We start from the raw sequence: 20,577 nt of genomic DNA on the forward strand, positions 1-20,577 counted from the left end.
AATTCGCCTCGCGGCTTGGCGATCAAGAGGCAGTCTAGGAATGGCGGACGAAAAAGATAGCTTGGATGACCTTCGGCAGCAGGTCGACGATGTGGATGCACGTCTGCAGAAACTGCTGATGGAGCGTGCTTCAATCGTGGAACGAATTGCTGGGCACAAGGGTAAGGGGCCGGTAACGCGGCCTGGCCGTGAGGCACAGGTGCTCCGCCGTATCGTCGAACGTCACAGCGGCTCTTTCCCGTTGCGCGGCATGCTTCGAATCTGGCGAGAGATCATTTCTTCGAGCAGCTTGATTCAGGGCCACTTCGACGTGGCCTATTTTTGTGGTGATGTCGGGCCCATTTTGCGCTCCATCACCCGCGACCATTACGGAACTTTGGCGGGGCTTATCCCCTGTGGCTCGGCGGCGCAGGTGCTTCAGCACGTTTCCGAAAGTCCGCATGTGATTGGCGTTCTCCCCTTTCCTCAACTCGAAGAGCAGGATTCCTGGTGGCAAGCCTTGGCACGCAGCGGAAGCGATGTGCCCAAGATCATCGCCCGTCTGCCGTTTGGCAGCATGGCCGGCGGTGAAGACAAGGTCGAAGCCCTTGCTATTTCACGTGTTAAGCCGGAAGCCAGTGGCGAGGATACGAGCTTCCTGGTTGTCGAAACCCATGAGCAGATTTCGCGCAGCGGGCTTCGCGATTTGTTGCAAAAGGCCGGTCTCGAGGTGCTTTCGTTGCGTTCCTATCTTGAAAGCGGCGGCAGCACCCTGTCCCTGCTAGAGGTTGAGGGTTTTGTAACCGAGGCGGATAAGGCATTTGACGCCCTGAATGCACTTGAGGACGCCCGGATCGGTCAGTGTTGGTTTCTGGGGGCTGCGGCGGTACCGCTGACGGCCAATGCAATTGAGAAGAAACCTGCCGATAAAGGAAAGCAAAAGTAATGGCGCCGTCACCACGTTCGGGAATTTTGGAAGTACAGGCCTATGTTGGAGGAGAGTCCAATGCGGCGGGCGTGAATCGCATTATCCGCTTGGCATCGAACGAAAATCCCTTGGGATGCAGCCCCAAGGCGCGTGAGGCCTATCTTGGATTGGCCGACGAATTGCATCGCTATCCGGACGGTGGCGCGGTCGCTTTGCGCCGAACCTTGGCAAAGGTGCATGGTTTCAATGAATCGCAAATCGTTTGTGGCGCGGGCTCCGATGAGTTGATCGCGCTGTTGGTCCGTGCTTATGCGGGCGAGGGCGACGAAGTGCTTTACAGCCGTCATGGGTTCTTGATGTACGATATTGCGGCACGGACAGCGGGCGCCCGTCCGGTGCAGGCGCCGGAAAAGAACTTACGCGCGGATGTTGACGCCCTATTGGAGGCAGTGACGCCGCGAACCCGTATCCTCTTCCTGGCCAATCCTAACAATCCGACCGGCAGCTATTTGGAATCCGCCGAGATTGAGCGTTTGCAAGCTGGCTTGCCGCCGGAATGCCTGTTGGTCATCGATGCCGCTTATGCAGAGTACGTTGATGCAGAGGCTTACGAGAGCGGCGCGCGCTTGGTCGAGCGGCACGAGAACGTTGTGATGACCCGGACCTTCTCGAAGATCTATGGTTTGGCGGCTTTGCGGCTCGGCTGGGCCTACTGCCCGCCTGCCGTTGCTGACGTATTGCACCGTGTGCGGGGTCCCTTCAATGTGTCGCAGGCTGCGCAGGCGGCTGGGATCGCGGCACTTGAAGACCAGGCGTTCGTCGAGGAGTCGCGACGCAGCAACAACGAGGTGCGCGCATGGTCGACCGATGCCTTCACGACCTTGGGTTTGACCGTTTATCCCAGCCAGGGGAACTTTCTTCTGGTCGAGTTTCCGGAAACGTCTGGCAAGACAGCGGGCGAGGCGATCGAAGCGCTCAAGAATCGTGGTGTGCTCCTGCGCGGCATGGCGTCCTATGGTTTGCCAGCGTGCGTGCGTGTCACGGTTGGTTCGCGGGAAGAGATGGAAATTACCCGTGATGCAATCGCGGAGTTTTTGACATGACCTCTGCGACGCCTTTATTTGGGCGGGTCTGCTTGCTGGGCGTCGGATTGATCGGCGGCTCGCTGGCGATCAATCTGCGCGAAAAGTCCCTGGCGCGGGAGATCGTCGGTGTTGCGCGCCGTCAGGAGACACGCGAGCAGATCAAGAAGCTGGGTCTTGCTGATACCGTCACGGGCGATGCTGCCGAAGCGGTGCGAGACAGCGATCTGATCATCTTTTGTACGCCAGTCGGTAGTTATGCCGCCTTGGGAGAGGCGATTTCGGGCGCCTTCAAGAAAGGTGCGATCATCACGGATGTGGGATCGGTCAAGAATGCGGTGATCCGTGATCTCGGCCCCTTCGTTCCCGAAGGCGTGCATTTTGTGCCCGGCCACCCAATCGCCGGCACGGAGCATTCCGGGCCCGCCGCGGCCTTTGGCGAGCTTTTCGAGGATCGCTACTGCATTCTGACGCCACCGCCGGGCACTGATGACGCGGCGGTAAAGAAGGTTCAGGCCTTGTGGGAGGCTTGCGGCTCCACCGTACAGATCATGGATGCCGCGCACCACGACAAGGTGCTGGGCATCACCTCGCATCTGCCTCACTTGATCGCTTACACGATTGTCGCAACGGCCCAGGACCTTGAGGAAGCAACCCGCCAGGAAGTCATTCGCTACTCGGCCAGTGGTTTTCGCGATTTTACCCGTATTGCCGCCTCGGATCCGATAATGTGGCGCGATATCTTCCTCAATAATCGTGAAGCGGTGCTTGAAATTCTTCAGCGCTTTACCGAGGACCTGACTGCGTTGCAACGGGCGATCCGCTGGGGTGAAGGTGATGTATTGGAAACTCTTTTTACCCGGACGCGCGAAATTCGACGCGGCGTCGTTGAGTTGGGACAGGCCGGAACTTTCGACACGCGCGAGCGTAAGACGCCAGAGGAGTCCGAGGACTGAGATCAGTCGGTCGGGTTTACTATGGCAACGGCAGCGGCTTGAGCTTCAGAATAGGCAGGGGGCCGAGAGACAGCCAGCCGTCTTGGAGCGTCAAGGGGAGCTGAATTTCCGCCCGCCCGTCTTCGGGATCTACCTTTCCAAGCGCTAAGCTCCCGGCCTGCAACGCAAAAGCAGCGCTTCCTTCTATGAGGCCCTTGCGCGCCAGGAGGTCGAGCGTCTTGCCGAGCCCCTTTACTTTCAGCGAGAAAGCGCCAAGCGGACGAAACGCATCATCCAGCGTCACTCTGCCGTCGCCCTTGACGCTGAGGGGCCCCCAATCGAGCGCCAAATGCATGACATCCAATGTCCCGCCGGTGTCGCGCCATTCAGCGAGAATTTCCCTTGGGGTCGCTTTGAGGTCGCCTGCGCTACCTGTCAACACCGCCTGTAAGTCGAGCAAAGCCACCTCGTTTCCCAGAGGGGCCTCGAATTCGGGCGGCAGGACGAGGCGGCGAACCCGAACCTCGGTTCGGCCCAGAGCGCCCTCCGGATATCCCAGGTCGCTCTTTGCCCGTTCCAGCCGGATATCGCCGCCGTCGCCCGAGATTTCTTCGCCTTTGAAGGGCCCCCGCGCCTTCCAATCCTTCAAGGTGACTTCCAGCCACTCCGCTTGGCCGTCGAAATCGAAACTTGCTTCCCCGCGCGCTTCGGCGGCGACTAGGCTGGCTGGCGTCTGGTTTTCGGTTAGGCCCGGCCAGGATAGCGTTTGTTCGCCCAGCGCTTGCAGGGCATAGCGGTCAAGCCGCGCCAAGGTCGTCTCCATGCGCAAGGCCGCGCCGGACCAGCGCCACCCTAAGGGGTGGTCTACCGCCGGTGCGGTTATTCGACCCGCAATGGATAGAGGAAAGCCGTCGCGCTCGGCCTTCTGCCAGGAAACGGCAATTCCCTCCGCTCTTCGGGCTTCGGCCCATTCGTTCATCCGGGAGAGCATGATCCCTGTGCCCCAATACCAAAGGCCGGACAACGAGCCTGACGCGACAACCAAAAGAACGAGCGAAACAAGGAGGCGACGCGACATGGATCCTCTCTTTTTGGGGATTCTCTTTGGTCGGAAAAAATCCGTCAGTCCATAGTAAACATTGGGCTGGCGCTTGTCGTCCCAATCTCTTTGAGTATCATGTCGAAAATCATGACCGAAACCGCATCCCAACGAATTGCCACTTTAGAACGGCGTTTGGCCCAGGAGGGCCTGAAACGCCCGGCCATGGATATTCCTCGGGATGACTATTGGGTTTTCGGGTATGGCTCCTTGATGTGGGACCCGGGCTTCCCGCATCTTGAAGTGCGTGCGACCCGATTGCATGGCTTTCGCCGATGTTTTTGCGTTTATTCCTATAATTATCGTGGTACTCCGGAGCGGCCGGGACTGGTGCTCGGCCTCGATCGCGGCGGATCCTGCTGGGGACTGGCCTACCGTGTCCCCCGCGCCGAGGGCGCCGAAGTGATGGCTTATCTCTATGAGCGCGAGATGATGACAGGGGTCTATATCCCGCGTTGGCTTGCTCTGAAGGACGACAGGGGACGTTCGGTGACGGCGCTTGGTTTTGTGGTCGATCGGCATCACAAGCAGTATGCTGGCGCTCTTTCGGACAGCGAAACGGCCGCCTTGATTTGCCAAGGTGCCGGCAAACGAGGCGCATGTCAGGAGTATCTGCGCAACACCGTCCGCCATCTGGAAGCTTTGGGCATGCATGACCGCAGCCTGCACAGGCTCTTGCAGTTGGTTGAAACCACCTAGCTTCGCTGACACGGCTTAGAAACAGCGCGAATGACCGCAAGCCGTACAGAGATCGCAACCCTCCTGTTTGATAACAGCTGCTGCGCCACAGCGGGGACACTGTGCCGGACCACGTTGGCCGGGCTGGTGGCTGCTGTGCGAAGAAATGGAATAGGGAGGGTCGCTCTTAGCGCCTTCGCGCGCTGTTTCCTGCTGCGGTTCAACCAAGGTCTCGGGCCGAGCAAGAAAACCGATATCCAGCATATGCCGCTCGATTACTTCGCCAATGGCCGCCAACAGCGACGGTAGGTAGCGGCCCTTCACCCAGGCGCCGCCGCGCGGATCGAACACGGCCTTCAACTCTTCCACGACGAAGGACACGTCACCGCCACGCCGGAACACGGCGCTGATCATGCGGGTCAAAGCAACGGTCCAGGCGTAATGCTCCATGTTCTTGGAATTGATGAAGATTTCGAAAGGCCGCCGGCGCTGATCCTGCACGATATCGTTGAGTGTTATGTAAATGGCGTGATCGCTTTCGGGCCACTGCAGTTTGTAGGTGCGCCCCGGCAGGGCCTGCGGCCGGTCCAGGGGTTGGGACATGTAGACGACCTGGCCATCGGCCTCGATTGACCCGGCGGCAGGCGCAGGGTCACCTTGCTCGACCGCCGCCATGGGCTCCAGTACCGCGCCGGTCGTCGGGTTGGGGCGGTAGGTCGTGCATCCCTTGCAACCCATTTCATAGGCGCGCAGGTACACATCCTTGAAGCCATCGAATGAAATTTGCTCGGGCAGATTGATGGTCTTGGAAACCGAAGAATCAATGAAACGCTGCACCGTTGCCTGCATGACCAAATGAGCACCGGGCTCCAGATGCTGGGCGTCGACAAAGCTTTCGGGAACTTCTGCTGTGTCACCGAACATCTTGCGGAACCGGCGCATGGCATGATCTTCGACGATTTCTTGGCGGCTGCTACCGTCCGGCAGCAGAATATTACGGCGGTAACTGAAGGCGTACACCGGTTCCAGGCCTGAGGATACATTGCCGGCAAGAAGGGAAATGGTACCTGTCGGCGCGACCGAGGTAACAAGACCATTACGGATACCATGCTCGCCAATCGCTTGGCGGAGCGTCTCGGGTAAGTCCTTGACCTGCGGGCTGTTCAGGTAGGGTTCCTTCTCGAAGAGCGGGAACGCGCCCTTTTCCCTGGCGAGTTCTATGGAGGTCTCGTAAGCGGCGTCGCGGAATGCCCGCATCCATTGCTCGACGGTAGCAACCGCCTCTCGACTCCCATAGCGCTGGCCACAGAAAATCAGGGCATCCGCCAGGCCGGTTATGCCAAGGCCGATGCGCCGTTTAGCCATGGCCTCGTCGCGCTGTGCCGGAAGCGGAAAGCGGGACGCATCGATTGCGTTGTCAAGCATCCGCACGGCGGTTCCAATGGTATTCTTCAAGGCCTCGATGTTCAGCGTCGCGGTCTTCTTGAAGGGGTTGTCAATCATCCGCGCCAAATTCACCGACCCAAGCAGGCAGGCCCCGTAGGGCGGTAAAGGCTGCTCGCCACAGGGATTCGTCGCGAAAATCTCTTCGGCATAGGCGAGATTGTTTTGCTGATTGATCCGGTCGATGAATATCACGCCGGGTTCCGCATAGTCATAGGTCGCGCGCATCATCCTATCCCAGAGGTCGCGCGCGCGCAGGCTGCGTGTCACCTTGCCGTTGAAGGTCAGGTCCCAATCTTTGTCTTCGCGAAGAGCCTGCATGAAGGCATCCGTCACCAGGACGGATAGGTTGAACATACGCAACCTGCCGGGATCCTGTTTGGCGGCAATGAAATCTTCTATGTCGGGGTGATCGCAGCGCAGCGTCCCCATCATCGCGCCCCGACGATAACCCGCGCTCATGATCGTGCGGCACATGGAATCCCAAACATCCATGAAGCTGAGCGGGCCGGACGCATCGGCGCCAACGCCCATGACAGCCGCGCCACGTGGGCGCAGGGTCGAGAAATCGTAGCCGATCCCGCCACCCATTTGCAGCGTTAGGGCCGCTTCCCGGAGTTGGCTGAAAATGCCATCCATACTGTCGGGAATCTGCCCCATGACGAAGCAGTTAAACAACGTGACGTCACGGTCGCTGCCAGCCCCTGCAAGAATGCGTCCGGCAGGAAGGAACCGCAGGTCGCGCATGGCCTCGAAGAAGGGAGACTCCCAGTCGTCCGGCTTTTCCTCGGCAGCAGCCAAGGCTTTGGCGACGCGGTGGAAGGAATCGTCAAGTGTCTCGTCCAGCGCGTCGCCGGAAAGGGCTCGCAATCGATACTTCATCTCCCAGATGTCCTGAGAGATGGGGGGCAGATCGCGCTTGTCCGTCTTTACCTTTTTGGTCATGGTCAGCAGGCAGCTTTGGGCTACCTCTCCTAGCCTAAAGAGTAGGCGGCGAAGGGTCGTCGGTCAAGAAATGTTCCCTTATTGTTCGCTCTCGCGGGCGAGGCGATCGCTGGCTTCTTCAATGCGTCGTTCCAGCTCCAACAGGAAAGTTTTGCGATCGAGGCCAGGCTCAATGACGTCGAGAACCTCCAGCGTGATCGTGCCGGGGCGCAGGAACCAGGCGCGGCGCGCCCAGAAAAGGCCCGAGTTCAGGGCGACAGGGACCACCGGTAGTTTCAAGTGCGTGTAAAGCGCGGCGACGCCCGGATGATAGGGTAGCTTCGTTCCCGGCGCCGTGCGCGTTCCCTGAGGATAGATGCCTATAATCTTGCCTTGGGCAACGGCGGCCTTGGCCTGCTGTAGCATTGAGCGAATAGCCGGTGCGCCCGCTTCCCGGTCCACCGGGATCATACCTGCCCGCTTCACGTAGGCACCGAATAATGGAATCTCTGTCAACTCGCGCTTGAGCACGTAAGCGGAGTTTGGCGCAAGGCGCGGCAGCACCAAAGAATCCCAGGTCGATTGGTGCTTGCTGGCCAGGATGAAGGGTCCCTCCGGCAGTTTCTCCATACCGATGAAACGGCTGTCGACTCCGCCGATGAAGCGCAGCAACTTCAACGTCACCCAGGCCCAGAGGCACCCCCACGCAAAAACATAGCGGGTAGGGAGCAAGAGCACCGGCAGGCCGATAATGAAAATCAGCAAGGTCCAGACGACAAAGAGGATATTGAACGCTATGGAGCCTAGGTAACGCATCCCTTAGATGTCCCGAATGTGATTAACTGCCAAGGCGACTAGAAACTTGCTGTATTCATTGATCAGCAGCCAGGCGCTGCGCGGACGTAACCACCAGTCCTCCCTGCGAAAACCTTCAGGAAAAACAGGGTGCGGCAGGATGGCAACATCGGGCATGGCACGGCGGAACAGTAATAGGCTTCGCGGCATGTGGTAGGCTGCCGTGACGAGGCGGAGGGAGCTATACCCTTCTTCTGCGATCCAGGCAGCCGTCTCCCGGGCATTTCCGCGCGTATCATCCGCTTCGTAACCGAGGGTGATACAGCACGCCAGTTCTTCCGGGGCATCTTGTGACAACCGTAGCAAGGCACGCACGTCGACTCCTCGATAAACCCCGGAAACGAAGAGCTTCTTGCCCTGCCCTTCGGCCAACAGCCGAACGCCTTCGCCCAGTCGCTCGCTCCCGCCTGTCAGAACGACGATGGCATCATTTGCAGTCGTCGAAGTTTCCTCATTGTCGGGAATTTGCGCGGCAAACCATATAAGTCCGGCTATCCAGGCGGCCAACAAGGGAAAAAGCAGCAAGCCCAGGCGTTTTGCCAATCGATGGCGGGTGGGTCTGAAGTGCATTCGCATAGCAGCGCCCGGTCAAGATAGTCGGGATAAAGTTCGCATGACGGTGCGGCGAGCCGTCAAATTGGCTATTAAGGCAGCGAGGAACGGCAGACTGACAAGGGCGGTCCATTCGAACCAACCGAAATCGACAGTCGGTAGGATCGCGGTTTGACTGCTGCCGAGGAACTTTCCGATCAGGAAAATAGCAGGCAGCGCCAGAAGCAGTCCGATGATACCGCCCTTCAATCCCAATACGAGCGCGTGTCGCTGAAATTGCTGCGCCACATAACTGTCCTTGGCGCCAATCAAGTGTAGTAATTGGATCACATCACGGTGGATTGCGAGGCCGGTTCGGGTCACGAAGATGACCGCCAGCACTGCCGCAAAGCCGACCACGATAACCACCAATAGGGCTACGATCTCCAACAAGCGCATACTTTCCAGTACGTCAGACAACCACTGCTGATGATTGTCCAGAGTTGCCCCCGGCACCGCTTCTTCAATGCGAATAGCAAGGCCAGTGACATCGGGATCACTCCCGCTGTCAAATGAGACCGCGATGAGATCTGGAATTGGCAATTCCTCGACGTTTGCGCCAGCGCCAAGCCAGGGCTCGACGAGCGCGCGGGTTTCCGCCTCCGGCAGAACGTGAAGGTCGGTGACTTCTGGTACCGCCTCCAACAGCGCCACGACCTTGTCGAGGCGTTGCTTCTGGTCCCCGCCACTTTCCTCCGGGGGCGGCAACTGCACAGTTAGTTTTCCTGTGAAGGCGGTTTCCCACTCGCCCACGACACGGTTCATCGCCAGCGAGGCGCCCAGCGCCAGGGCAGCAAGGAACACCATGAAGCCAACGAGCAGCGGAAGAAATCTCGCCGAAGGGTCTCTTTGTAGCGGTACGTCGCTGCGCCAGATCATGCGAGCACCTGCTCACCTGGCTCCAGGATCGACAGTCGGCCTTCATTCAAATGTATGACCGGGTGCGCAAAGCGCTCGATCAAACGATCGTTGTGAGTGGCGATCACCACCGTAGTGCCGATCCGGTTCAACTCCTCGAATAGGTACATGAGCCTGACAGCCATTCGATCATCCATGTTGCCTGTCGGTTCATCGGCGATCAGAAGTTTTGGCCGCGTGATGACCGCCCGGGCGATGGCGACACGTTGTTGCTGGCCGCCTGAGAGCGTCAAGGGGGCGGCATGAAGATGACTGCCAAGGCCAACCCATTCCAACAGTTCCTTGACATGGGCCTGGCGCCGCGACGGGCGTTCGCCGGAGATTTTCATCGGCAGGGCGACATTCTCGAAAACCGTCAGGTGATTGAGCAGCCGGAATTCCTGGAAAACCACGCCGACCATGCGTCTGAGCAGGGCGCGCTCGTTTCGGTCCAGACTCTCCACATCGCGGCCGAACAGGCTGATGCGTCCGCGCGTCGGAGGCATGGCCAGATACATCAGTTTCAATAGCGAAGATTTTCCGGCGCCACTGGGTCCGCTGACGTAGTGGAACGATCCCGGCTCAAGGCGAAAGGTGACGTCCGACAGGACATCTGCCATCCTGCCATAGCGCACCGCCACATCCTCGAATTGGATCAAGCTTCTTCTCCTGCCGCCCGTTGGACCGCTTCCGGTCTTTCGATTCGAGATCACTCGCCCCGGGTTCGTTGTGACAAGCGACGCCGGGACAAACGCCTTCTGGGACAATAGCCTTGGCTCTCTCTCTTCGCAAAGGGGTCTGCGACGGCTTGCACGTCTTGGGGAGCCTACCTAAAGTGGCCCATAATTCGAGCCGCGCCGAAAAGAAATGGGTAATTCATGATTCTCACCTGTCCCTCCTGTGCCACCCGATACCAGATCGATGGTGGGCAATTGAGCGATTCGGGTGCGAAGGTCCGCTGCCATCTTTGTAGCCACCAGTGGCATGCCCAGCAGGAAGACCTGGAAGAAGAACCCGTAGCCGATCCGGTCGAAAGCCTTCGCAGCAAGCTAAAGGAGACCTCGGGCGATGCCGATTCGCCAGGGACGAACGGCAGGGTATCCACCATCCTGTTGGCTGCGTTGTTGGTGGTCGTCAGCGTCGCGATGATCCTATGGTTGGGCCGTGATTCGTTGGTGCGGCAGTTTCCAGGGATGGCGACCTTTTATGATTCCCTGAGCTTTGTTGACAGTGTACCCGGCGAGGGATTGCTGCTGACAGGGGTCCGTTCGGTGTCCCGTCTCGACGAGGGAACGCGAACACTGATCGTCGAGGGGACTGTTGAGAATCCGACGAATTCCGAGAAAACGCTGCCCGCTTTGCAAATTCGTCTGATCGATCAGGCCGGTGAGGAGCTGGAGCGTTGGGTGACGCCGCTTCCGCGCCCCAGTCTGCTAGCGGGTGAAAAGGTGTTTTTCTCCAGTACGCTTCGCGACGCGCCTTCGGTTCAGACCGAGGCTGCGATCCGTTTCATCGAACCAGAGTAGCGCCTTCGTCCTTGTCATCCCCATTCTCAGAAGGGGCGGAGCAGTCTTTCCAGATAGTCCAGTTCAAACCGTGGTCGATCACGTTCACCGGCGCGGCGTTGCAACTCCCGTTTGATGCCGAGCGCGCGCTCCCGCTCGGAGACACCGGGAACCTCGACACCCTCCACACGCCCCATGCCTTGCCCCTCCGGGTTGCGGCCCAACGGGTCGCGTCTGGTGCCAGGGCCTTCGCCGAAGGTTCCGGCGCTGCCACCCTGGCCTTGGCCAAGTTGCTGCATGAAGCGATCAACAAGGCTTTGCGCGCCCTGCTGAAGCCCCTGTAAGGCGCGACGCTGTGGTTCGACGGCATGACCGGGTTGATCACCGCGCAGTGCCTCTTCGGCGCTCTGCATTTCATTTTGTGCTTCACCCAGGGATTGCGGAACATCGCCGCCGAACATGCCCCGAAGTTGCTCCATCATCTGGCCGAGTTCGTCGCGCAAGCGTTGTTGGCTAAACGCATCGCGCTGGTTTTCGCCACGATTTTGGTCGCGCCCGTCCTCGCCTTCGCCCTGTGGCTGCCCCTGATCGCCTTCGCCCCGTTGCGAGCGTTCGAAGCTGCGGTCCAACAATTCGCGCTGACGGCCCAACATGCCGTTCATGCGCTCCATGGTTTCCATAGCTTCCCGGCGCTCACGGGCTTCCTGCGAGCCGCTCGTGGCGGCGCGCATGTTTTCGAGCATCTGCTGCAACTGGGCGAGAAGTTCGCGGGCGCTCTCGTTGGCGCCGGCTTCGGTCATCTGACGGGCTGCGTCGAGCAACTGTTGCAAATCCTCGCGGCCCATTGTCTGGCTGTTGTCATCGATATTGGCTTGCGGAAAATTACCTTCATTCAGGTCCTTGATGGCTTGGCGTGCCAGTTCGTCCATGTAGCGATCCAGGGCAGCCTGCAACTGATCCATCAAGCGTTTTATGACTTCATCGGGAGCGCCTTCAGCAAGCGCGCGCTGCAACGCCTCCATGATCTCCCGCAAATCCCGTTCGGCAAGCGACAGCTCGCCCTCCTCGATACGAAGCGCTGTTTTCCATAGCAAATCCTGCACGGCGGGGATGGCCTCGTCGCTCTTGTCGAAAAGCAGGCGCCGCTGCGCGCTGTGTATGGCCAGGGCGACCACGATGTCGTCGAAAAAGTGCTCCGGCCGTTGGTAAAGCTGCGCCAGCACGCGGGCGACGGGAAAACGTTTCTCGGGGTCCTGCGTCAAGGCCTTGCGCTGCTCCACCAGCGCGCGGGCGACCGGATGCTGGAAGATACGCTCCGGCAACACCGTGAGTATCCGATCGCTCTCGCCTTTCTGACCCAGTGCGTCTTCGACCAACAGGGTCAATTCGACCGGCAGGCCGGCCCAGGAGTGTGGCGTGAAATCCTGAAAGCTGCTTTGGTCGATATCGGTGATGCCGGGTCGTGGGCGCAGCAGTTCCACCAACTCGGGCGCAAGGTCGGGCCGATCATAAAGCGTGACCCGTAAAGATACGGAGGCGACTCCATAATCGTCGGCGGCATTGTACTTGACCTGCAACGATGCCCGTTCGCTGCGTTGGGGCGGGCTCAGATACTCGATTGTTGGTACTTCATCAGCGATGACGGTGATATTCCAACTGCCAAGCGTCTCACCACCACGGGTAACCTGAAGGGTGCCGGACCCGCTGATCGTGCCTTCCGCCCGCAAGCTGTTGCCCGACAATGTCTTGAAGGTTGCGGTCGAAAGTCCGTTGATCGTCGCCGATGCCGGACCCTCGCCACCTTGAATTTGCACGAGCAAACTGCTGCTTTGCGGCACCTCGTAGTGCTGTACGGGCTGATCGATTGCGCTATCGGGCTCGTCATCCGCCGTATTGTCGGAATTCGCTGTTGCCAGCACCAGGGGTGCTTGACCGGTGTAGGCGGGGGGCGAGACCCAGAGATCAAGCTGAATGTTATTAGCGGCAACTGCGCCGGATAGGTGCGGTTGGACCGACCGGATCAGATTCTCCTGCCAGTCGTCGCCAGCGCGCACCAGCGTAACCAGAAGCACCAAACTCAGCAGCACGCGCACGGCTATCGGATCGCGCACCGGCAAACCGGGGCTCGGCACCTTCAGCCGAAGATTCTTGAACTGTTGCTGTACGCTATGGCGGTGCGCTTCCCATAGCCGGCGGCTCTGCGGGTCGGCGGTGCCGCTTTCCTGGATTTCGGCCAAAGCGGTGAGGGGCCTGTGGCGCAGATTGCTATCGTTCTCCAAGCGGCGCAGTCCCGCTGTCGTGTTGGGTAACCGGACCCGTCGCAATCCAACCCACAGACTGGCGGCCAAAGCCATTGCGAAGGCGAGCAGGACAAATAAATGTAGGATGCCGGGCAAAAGCGTGAGCGCGTCGCTCAGGGCGAGGCTGACAAAGACCAGAAGCACTGCCAGGGACGGCCAGAGAGCGGGCCAAAGTTTCTCCCAAAACAGGAACGAACGCGCCACCAAGACCAGAGGCTTCACACCTTCCAGGTCCTTTAGTGTTTCCTCGGCACGCTTGCGTTCCGTCACCAGTGCCAGAACTCCCTTGCCACCAGACTGCTCTTGCAAAACGGTGGTTTCAATCACCGTCCGGCCGGGCCGCCTGACTAATTATGTAGGGCGGGGAGCCAACCGGGCAAACGATCTTGGGCAATCATTGTGGCATAATCCTGGCGCGGACGCACGACCGCCATCTCATCACCGCGCACCATGACTTCGGGCACCAATGGCCGTGAATTATAATTCGACGCCATGGCGGAGCCGTAGGCGCCAGCGTCGCAAAGCGCCAGAAGATCGCCGCTCTTCAGCGGCGGGAGATCGCGTTCCTTGGCAAAGAAATCACCAGATTCGCATACCGGCCCGACCACGTCGCAGGGCGTCAGTTCGGCCCCGGAATCGGCCTGACGTAAGGGAATGATGTTGTGCCAGGCTTCATAAAGCGTTGGGCGGATCAGGTCGTTCATCGCACCGTCGACGATGATGAAACGGCGCCCGCGTTCTTCCTTAACGAAGACGACCCTGGTTACCAGAAGGCCTGCCGAAGCAACGAGGTAGCGGCCCGGCTCGAAGGCGAGCTCGGCACCTAAGCCCGCCGTCGTTTCCTTCACAATTTCGGCATAACGCTGCAGATCGGGTGCCTGATCGTGATGATAAGGCACACCTAAACCGCCGCCCAGATCAAGACGCAGCAACGGAACTCCGGCGGCTTGCATCTCGCGGTAAAAATCCGCCGTCCTCTGAAAAGCGTCGCGGAAAGGCTCCATGCGCGTCAATTGCGATCCGATGTGAACCGCCAACCCTTCGACGGCAATCCCCTTCATGGCCTGTGCATCGCGGTAGAGGGTGCGTGCGTGGTCAAGATCGATACCGAACTTGTCGGCCTTGCGGCCGGTGGCAATCTTGGTGTGGGTTTGGGCATCGACGTTCGGGTTTACGCGCAAGGCGACCGGCGCCGTTCGGCCCATGCTCAGAGCAACCTGATTGAGCTGCTCCAACTCCGGCAGGGACTCCACATTGAATTGTAGAATGCCGGCCTCCAAGGCAAAGGCCATCTCCCGCTGCGTCTTGCCGACGCCGGCAAAGACGATTCTGTTGCCAGGCACGCCGGCTGCCAAAGCGCGCCGCAACTCGCCTTCGGAGACGACATCCGACCCGGCACCCCATTCGGCGAAACTGCGCACGACGGCCTGATTGCTGTTGGCTTTCATCGCGTAGAAAACCTTGGCATTGAGCCCGGCAAGCGCGGCGGTGAAGCGCTGATAGGCCGCTTCCATCGCACTCGAAGAATAGAGGTAAAAAGGCGTGCCGACCTGTTCGGCGATCCGGTCGATGGGAACGCCTTCGGCATGAAGAAGACCTTCGCGGAAGGAAAAACCTTCCTGCGGCAAGAGGGCCGTGCTGTTCATCAGTTTGTCTGCTCTTCGGATTCCTGACCGCTGTTACCCGCACTTGTATTCGGGCGTACCGTGGCGGGGTCCGGGTAGGCGCGCGGATAGGTGCCGACCGTGCCTTCCGGCAAATGCGGATCGCCCCGCTTGCCGCAGGCCGACAGGCCCGCCGTGGCGGCCATCAGCAGTGTCATCAGCAACAAGCGTCGGGTCATGAGGCTTCCTCACAAAAATCGTTCACGAGCGCGTGCAACCTGAGCCCGCACCTGGTCCGGCGCCGTACCGCCATAGCTGCGGCGTGACGCGACCGCCTTTTCTACCGAGAGAACGGAAAAAACGCCACCGTGAATAGCGGGTTCGACAGCCTGCATCTTGCTCAGCGGCAACTCCGCCAAGTCGCATCCGGCACGCTCGGCTTCGGCAACCAGGCTGCCGGTGACATGATGCGCCTGCCGGAATGGCAGCCCGAGTTCGCGCACCAGCCAGTCCGCCAAATCGGTTGCGGTGATGAACCCGGCCGTGGTTGCGGCCAGCAGTTTGTCTGGCCGCGCCTTCAAATCGGCAATCATGCCCTGCATGGCCGTGACCGAAACCAACAACGTATCGGCGGCGTCGAACACGGGCTCTTTGTCTTCCTGCATGTCCTTGCCATAGGCTAGCGGTAGCCCTTTCATGGTAACCAGGAGGCTGTTGAGGGCACCGATGACACGGCCTGACTTGCCGCGGATCAACTCGGCGGCATCGGGGTTTTTCTTCTGCGGCATGATCGAAGACCCGGTAGTAAAGGAGTCCGACAGCTCCACGAAGGCAAAACCCTGGTTGGTCCAAAGCACCAATTCTTCAGCCAGCCGCGAGAGGTGGATGGCGATAATCGACCCGGCCGCCAGGAACTCCATCGCGAAGTCGCGGTCCGATACCGCATCCAGGGAGTTTGCCATCGCTCGATCGAAACCCAGTTCGCGGGCGGTCATTTCGCGGTCGATGGGAAACGCCGTCCCGGCAAGGGCCGCCGCACCCAGCGGGCTTTCATTAAGCCGCGCCCGTGCATCGCTCAGGCGGCCGCGGTCGCGGCCCAGCATCTCTACATAAGCCAAAAAATGGTGGCCGAGTGTAACCGGCTGGGCGACTTGCAGATGCGTGTAGCCCGGCATGATCGTCTCTGCATTGGCGGCGGCCTGATCGATCAGTGCGGCTTGCAAGCCCTGCACAGCCAGATCCAGATCATCCAGGGCACCGCGCACCCAGAGGCGGAAATCCGTCGCCACCTGATCGTTGCGCGACCTTGCCGTGTGCAGCCTTCCTGCCGCTGCGCCGATGAGGGTCGACAAGCGGGCTTCCACGTTCATGTGGATATCTTCCAGCTTGGCGTCGAAAACAAAATCGCCCGCTTCAATTTCTCGCAGGATCGTGTCTAGACCTTTGAGGATCTGCTCACCATCTTGTTTGGAGATGATTTTTTGTTTCATCAGCATGCGGCAGTGCGCCTTGGAACCGGCGATATCCTGGGCATAGAGTTTCTTGTCAAAGCCTATCGAGGCGTTGATACGCTCCATAACCTCGGCGGGGCCTTCGCTGAAACGACCGCCCCACATGCTGTTGGCGCTGGAATCCTGGGTGCTTTCGTTGCCGTTCTTTTTCTTGGATGCTGTCATGATGGAGATTGCGTCTTGCTGCCCCTAAATCGGAAAAAAATACGTCGTGTCATCGGATACGGCTTGGTGTTCGTCTTCTTGCTGGCGTTGGCCGTGCCGTTTGCGCCTTCGCTTGCTGCTGTCGATCAACCGCCCCTCAAGGGTCAGTTGGAGGGCAACTTTACCCTGCTCGACGAGCCGGTTCCAGCGCCGAACAAGACCATGTCCGGGGAATTTGGCGAAGCGGTTTCGATTGCGGACTATCGCGGGCAGGTGGTTCTGGTGAACTTCTGGGCCACTTGGTGCGCACCTTGCGTGCGGGAGATGCCTTCACTCGACCGGCTACAGGCCGCGCTTTCCGCCGAGGGTTTCAAGGTAATGGCCGTATCGATCGATCGCGGCGGGATCGATGCCGTGCTGCCCTTCTACCAGCGCCTGGGGCTGGAGAATCTTGCGATTTTCCTAGACCCTAGAGGTGAGTACGCACAGGAGTATGGGTTGCGCGGCCTGCCCTCGACCTATCTGGTAGATCGCCAGGGGCGCCTCGTGGGCGGAAGTGAGGGTCCGCTTGAATGGGACGCGCCGGAAGTCCTGGACCTGATTCGCTATTACCTGGCAGACAAGCCCAAGGACAGTTGATCCCACCTATGCCGCTGCATGCGGCCGGGCTATCGCAAAACCCACTCCTTGGGGTCACACTCCTTCCGCGCCACGATCGAGGCATGAAGGAAGGAAAAGTGCTGCCAGGTGTCGCTTGCTTCCTCGGCTCGTATATCACAGGGAAAGGCATAGAACGACGTAACGTCGGCGAAACCAACCTCCGGGCTGAACAATGATTCCAGCGCCTCTCGGGTGAAACGCCAATAGTCCTTTGGGAACCCGTGAATCGGGAACGTCTGATGCGTTGCGCAGAAGACCCATCCGCCCGGCTTTAGGACCTTCGCGATCTCACAGGCGGCGACCCAGGGGCGTTCAACGTGCTCCAGTACCGAGATGCACAACAAAGCATCGATGCTGTTGGGCGAAATGTGGTGGCTCAGTTCGTGTATGTCGGCAACCACATCGACATCGAGACCGTCTTCGAGATCAACGCCGATGTAAGACGAGGCGTGTGGGGCCCAACCGCGATGAATGGTGGGGCGATCCGGAATACTGCGCTTGACGCCGATCTCCAAAACGCGCGGTTGGTGCATGGCCTTCAGTTTTTCGCGAAACAGATCGTGCGTGTTCGCTTGCTGGTATCGTGGGTCCTTGGCACCCCAGGTGGCTGGATTTTGCTGATATTTTTTCAGGCTCGGGTCGAATTCATAACTCACGTGTAGCCTCGCTTGTATTCTCCCGAAACGAGCATACGACAAAAAACTGCGATCTTGTAGGTCTGAGAGCGATATAATGCTCAAGTGGATAGCGAGCAAATTTTGGAGGCTGGTTTTGCGGTACAGGACTTGGCTGCGTTGCTTTTGGGCGATCGTCGTTTTTCTGGGTTTGTCGGCCTGGCAGACCGCAACGGCAGAAACCTTGAGATACGAGATACTGCGCGACGGCAGTGATGTCGGCGCCCAGGTCGTCGAGATTGCGGGCGATCAAGTGACGGTCACCATGGAAGTATCCGTCAAGGCGCTCTTCGTGACGGTCTATCGCCGGACCCACCGCCGTGTCGAGACATGGGACGGCGGCAATCTCGTGCATCTCGAAGCCGAAACCGACGATGATGGAACGCCCTATTCCCTGCAACTTGTCAAGAATGGCGAAGGATACGAGCGAACGGTCAACGGTACTACGGAGAGCTTCGGTGCGGATTTTGCGCCGGTTCCCGACTGGAATCGCGCCCTGGCAACTGGCAAAGCCAAGGGGCTTTCGGCGCAAAGCGACGAAATCTATGATCCGGTAATGCTCGAGAACCTGGGCACGGAAAGCATTACGGTGCCCGCGGGCACTTTTGAAGCCGAACATCTGCGCACCGGCGGCGCCTTCGCCCGAGATCTCTGGTATGACGACCAGGGTCGGTTGTTGCTGATGACTTTCGTCAGTCGGGATTCACAGATCGAATATCGGCGCCGCTGACGGAGACCAGTGGCCACAATCTAGCAGCGCAAAAAAGCCCCGGTGTGTAGCCGGGGCTTTTTGCATTCTTCGGCGGCGGTAATCAGCGGGTCGGAACCGGCTTGTCGCCCGAATAATCGTAGAACCCGCGCCCCGATTTGCGACCGACCCAACCAGCCTCGACATACTTCACGAGCAGCGGGCAGGGGCGATATTTGGAATCGGCAAGGCCCTCGTAAAGCACATACATCACGGCCAGGCAGGTATCCAGGCCAATGAAATCCGCCAGTTCCAACGGTCCCATTGGGTGGTTGGCACCCAATCGCATCGCGGTATCGATGGCTTCCACCGAACCAACGCCCTCGTAGAGCGTGTAGACGGCCTCGTTGATCATCGGCAACAGGATACGGTTGACGATGAAGGCGGGGAAATCTTCCGCCGCAACGGCGTTCTTGCCTAACTTGTCGGTAAATTGCTTGACGCTGGCGAAGGTGTCCTCGTCGGTGGCGATACCTCGGATTAACTCGACCAACTGCATCAACGGCACCGGGTTCATGAAATGCATGCCGATGAATCGGCCCGGGCGGTCAGTGTTGGATGCCAGACGGGTGATCGAGATCGAGGAGGTGTTGCTCGCGATGATCGCGTCGTCCCGCAAATGCTGGCAGAGCTCCTTGAAGATACTGCGCTTGATTTCTTCGTTCTCGGTCGCGGCTTCGATGACGATATCGCAATCGCCAAAAATATCGTGACTGGTGCCGGTCGAAATGCGATCCAGAACGGCGCTCTTGTCAGCTTCCGAGATCAACCCCTTCTTGATCTGCCGATCAAGATTGTGGCCGATCGAAGCAACACCCTTTTCGAGTTGCGCTTCGCTGATATCAGACACGAGGACATTCAATCCGGCCAGCGCACAGACGTGGGCAATGCCGCTCCCCATTTGACCGGCGCCGATGACGCCGACTGTCTTGATTTCGGGCAGGGTCGATTCACTCATTGAGTTTGCCTATCTCTTTTGTCTTTTTCGTTTTGCGCCTTTCCGGATGGAAGGGCAAGACACCGATGCGGCGACCTTCGCCGCATCGGTGCTTCAATTCCGGCTTATCGCCGGCTCAGGTCGTTTCTAGCCCAGCTCTTTCTCCAGTTCCGGGACAGCCTCAAAGAGGTCTGCCACAAGCCCATAGTCGGCCACTTGGAAAATCGGCGCTTCCTCGTCCTTGTTAATAGCGACGATCACCTTGGAGTCTTTCATGCCCGCCAGATGCTGGATGGCGCCGGAAATACCGACCGCGACGTAGAGGTCAGGCGCCACGACCTTGCCAGTCTGGCCGACCTGATAGTCGTTCGGCACAAAGCCCGCGTCCACTGCGGCACGGCTGGCGCCAACAGCGGCACCCAGCTTGTCGGCGATACGCTCAAGCATGACGAAGTTCTCGCCAGACTGCATGCCGCGGCCACCGGAGATAACGATCTTTGCCGTAGTCAATTCCGGACGCTCGGACTTCGTCAGCTCCTGACCCAGGAAGCTGACGAGGTTCTGGCTCTCCGTCGCAGGGACATCTTCAATGGCGGCGGAGCCGCCTTCGGCAGCAACCGGCTCGAAAGCCGTCGAACGGACGGTGATCAGCTTGATGGCGTCGCTGGACTGAACCGTCGCCAACGCATTGCCCGCATAGATTGGGCGCACGAAGGTATCGGCACTTTCGACGCCGGAGATGTCGGAAATCTGCTGCGTGTCCAAGAGCGCTGCCGCACGTGGCAACACATTCTTGCCAAAAGTCGTGGCGGGCGCCAGGACGTGGCTGTAGTTGGCCGCTTGCGCAACGATCAGGGGCGTCAGAGCTTCGGCGACGGAGTGCGCATAAGCCTCAGCATCCGCCTTCAACACCTTGGCGACGCCTTCGACCTTGGCGGCCTGTTCGGCGATGCCGCCGATGTTCTGACCGGCAACAAGCACATGGATGTCGCCGCCGATCGCCTTTGCAGCGCCCAGAGTATTCAGGGTCGCCGGCGCCAGGTTCTGTGCATCATGTTCTGCGATTACGAGAATGGCCATGGT

At 59.4% G+C, this 20,577-nt stretch carries 20 protein-coding genes; 7 read left to right on the plus strand and 13 right to left on the minus strand.

Annotation, left to right across the window (positions count from 1 at the left end):
* Positions 1 to 40 precede the first annotated feature (40 nt).
* From ABIE63_RS10635 to ABIE63_RS10645, 3 genes are read left to right on the plus strand one after another with little or no spacing between them, the layout of a single operon-like run.
* Entirely contained in the window at positions 41 to 925 is an 885-nt protein-coding gene (locus tag ABIE63_RS10635) for a chorismate mutase (RefSeq protein ID WP_354504452.1), read from the plus strand.
* Positions 925 to 2,010, plus strand: coding sequence for a histidinol-phosphate transaminase (gene hisC, locus ABIE63_RS10640; protein WP_354504453.1), 1,086 nt, complete (start codon positions 925 to 927; stop codon positions 2,008 to 2,010). Before ABIE63_RS10635 ends, hisC begins: the two co-directional genes overlap by 1 nt.
* A complete protein-coding gene (locus ABIE63_RS10645; RefSeq protein ID WP_354504454.1) occupies positions 2,007 to 2,945 on the plus strand; it encodes a prephenate/arogenate dehydrogenase family protein in 939 nt (312 codons plus the stop codon). Before hisC ends, ABIE63_RS10645 begins: the two co-directional genes overlap by 4 nt.
* A 19-nt stretch (positions 2,946 to 2,964) precedes the next feature.
* On the opposite strand, the gene ABIE63_RS10650 is transcribed toward ABIE63_RS10645, so the two are convergent.
* A complete protein-coding gene (locus ABIE63_RS10650) occupies positions 2,965 to 4,002 on the minus strand; it encodes a DUF2125 domain-containing protein (protein WP_354504455.1) in 1,038 nt (345 codons plus the stop codon).
* A gap of 111 nt (positions 4,003 to 4,113) precedes the next feature.
* Here ABIE63_RS10650 and ABIE63_RS10655 point away from each other — a divergent pair, with 111 nt between their 5' ends.
* Entirely contained in the window at positions 4,114 to 4,722 is a 609-nt protein-coding gene (locus ABIE63_RS10655) for a gamma-glutamylcyclotransferase (RefSeq protein ID WP_354504456.1), read from the plus strand.
* Between the two features lie 15 nt (positions 4,723 to 4,737).
* Here ABIE63_RS10655 and ABIE63_RS10660 read toward each other — a convergent pair whose 3' ends face one another.
* The 5 genes from ABIE63_RS10660 to ftsE all read right to left on the minus strand — a co-directional run bounded on the left by ABIE63_RS10660 (position 4,738) and on the right by ftsE (position 10,070).
* A complete protein-coding gene (locus ABIE63_RS10660; RefSeq protein WP_354504457.1) occupies positions 4,738 to 7,089 on the minus strand; it encodes an adenosylcobalamin-dependent ribonucleoside-diphosphate reductase in 2,352 nt (783 codons plus the stop codon).
* A gap of 78 nt (positions 7,090 to 7,167) precedes the next feature.
* Positions 7,168 to 7,884 carry a lysophospholipid acyltransferase family protein gene (locus ABIE63_RS10665; protein WP_354504458.1) on the minus strand — a complete coding sequence of 239 codons (717 nt, stop codon included), beginning with the start codon at positions 7,882 to 7,884 and terminating at the stop codon, positions 7,168 to 7,170.
* A 3-nt stretch (positions 7,885 to 7,887) separates the two neighbouring features.
* Complete coding sequence (locus tag ABIE63_RS10670; protein ID WP_183416895.1) at positions 7,888 to 8,493, minus strand: YdcF family protein; 606 nt, start codon at positions 8,491 to 8,493, stop codon at positions 7,888 to 7,890.
* A gap of 18 nt (positions 8,494 to 8,511) precedes the next feature.
* The gene (locus ABIE63_RS10675; protein ID WP_354504459.1) at positions 8,512 to 9,393 is read right to left on the minus strand and encodes an FtsX-like permease family protein; all 882 of its coding nucleotides are present in this window, start codon (positions 9,391 to 9,393) and stop codon (positions 8,512 to 8,514) included.
* Positions 9,390 to 10,070 (minus strand): cell division ATP-binding protein FtsE, encoded by a 681-nt coding sequence (gene ftsE, locus ABIE63_RS10680; RefSeq protein WP_183416893.1) that lies wholly within the window; start codon positions 10,068 to 10,070, stop codon positions 9,390 to 9,392. The genes ABIE63_RS10675 and ftsE overlap by 4 nt, the downstream gene beginning before the upstream one ends.
* Before the next feature lie 219 nt (positions 10,071 to 10,289).
* Between ftsE and ABIE63_RS10685 the strand changes: the two genes are divergently transcribed.
* Complete coding sequence (locus ABIE63_RS10685) at positions 10,290 to 10,937, plus strand: DUF3426 domain-containing protein (protein WP_354504460.1); 648 nt, start codon at positions 10,290 to 10,292, stop codon at positions 10,935 to 10,937.
* A gap of 26 nt (positions 10,938 to 10,963) precedes the next feature.
* Here ABIE63_RS10685 and ABIE63_RS10690 read toward each other — a convergent pair whose 3' ends face one another.
* From ABIE63_RS10690 to argH, 4 genes are read right to left on the minus strand one after another with little or no spacing between them, the layout of a single operon-like run.
* Positions 10,964 to 13,543, minus strand: a complete 2,580-nt coding sequence (locus ABIE63_RS10690; RefSeq protein ID WP_354504461.1) for a TIGR02302 family protein — start codon at positions 13,541 to 13,543, stop codon at positions 10,964 to 10,966.
* Positions 13,544 to 13,563: 20 nt separating this feature from the next.
* On the minus strand, positions 13,564 to 14,862 hold the full coding sequence (lysA, locus tag ABIE63_RS10695; protein ID WP_354504463.1) for a diaminopimelate decarboxylase: 1,299 nt from the start codon (positions 14,860 to 14,862) through the stop codon (positions 13,564 to 13,566).
* Positions 14,862 to 15,059: a lipoprotein gene (locus tag ABIE63_RS10700; RefSeq protein ID WP_183416957.1), complete on the minus strand. Its 198-nt coding sequence runs from the start codon at positions 15,057 to 15,059 to the stop codon at positions 14,862 to 14,864. The genes lysA and ABIE63_RS10700 overlap by 1 nt, the downstream gene beginning before the upstream one ends.
* A 9-nt stretch (positions 15,060 to 15,068) precedes the next feature.
* A complete protein-coding gene (gene argH / locus ABIE63_RS10705; RefSeq protein WP_354504465.1) occupies positions 15,069 to 16,496 on the minus strand; it encodes an argininosuccinate lyase in 1,428 nt (475 codons plus the stop codon).
* 15 nt (positions 16,497 to 16,511) lie between these two features.
* Here argH and ABIE63_RS10710 point away from each other — a divergent pair, with 15 nt between their 5' ends.
* A complete protein-coding gene (locus ABIE63_RS10710; RefSeq protein ID WP_354504466.1) occupies positions 16,512 to 17,114 on the plus strand; it encodes a redoxin domain-containing protein in 603 nt (200 codons plus the stop codon).
* A 29-nt stretch (positions 17,115 to 17,143) separates the two neighbouring features.
* Here the strand turns inward: ABIE63_RS10710 and ABIE63_RS10715 are convergent, their stop codons facing one another.
* Complete coding sequence (locus tag ABIE63_RS10715) at positions 17,144 to 17,791, minus strand: class I SAM-dependent methyltransferase (RefSeq protein ID WP_354504468.1); 648 nt, start codon at positions 17,789 to 17,791, stop codon at positions 17,144 to 17,146.
* A 115-nt stretch (positions 17,792 to 17,906) separates the two neighbouring features.
* Here ABIE63_RS10715 and ABIE63_RS10720 point away from each other — a divergent pair, with 115 nt between their 5' ends.
* Complete coding sequence (locus ABIE63_RS10720) at positions 17,907 to 18,539, plus strand: DUF6134 family protein (protein WP_354504469.1); 633 nt, start codon at positions 17,907 to 17,909, stop codon at positions 18,537 to 18,539.
* An 82-nt stretch (positions 18,540 to 18,621) separates the two neighbouring features.
* Here ABIE63_RS10720 and ABIE63_RS10725 read toward each other — a convergent pair whose 3' ends face one another.
* On the minus strand, positions 18,622 to 19,515 hold the full coding sequence (locus ABIE63_RS10725) for a 3-hydroxybutyryl-CoA dehydrogenase (protein ID WP_354504470.1): 894 nt from the start codon (positions 19,513 to 19,515) through the stop codon (positions 18,622 to 18,624).
* A gap of 126 nt (positions 19,516 to 19,641) precedes the next feature.
* A complete protein-coding gene (locus ABIE63_RS10730) occupies positions 19,642 to 20,574 on the minus strand; it encodes an electron transfer flavoprotein subunit alpha/FixB family protein (protein ID WP_183416884.1) in 933 nt (310 codons plus the stop codon).
* Between the last annotated feature and the right edge of the window lie 3 nt (positions 20,575 to 20,577).

Source organism: Limibacillus sp. MBR-115, from assembly GCF_040549425.1.
Lineage (GTDB): Bacteria > Pseudomonadota > Alphaproteobacteria > Kiloniellales > CECT-8803 > Limibacillus > Limibacillus halophilus.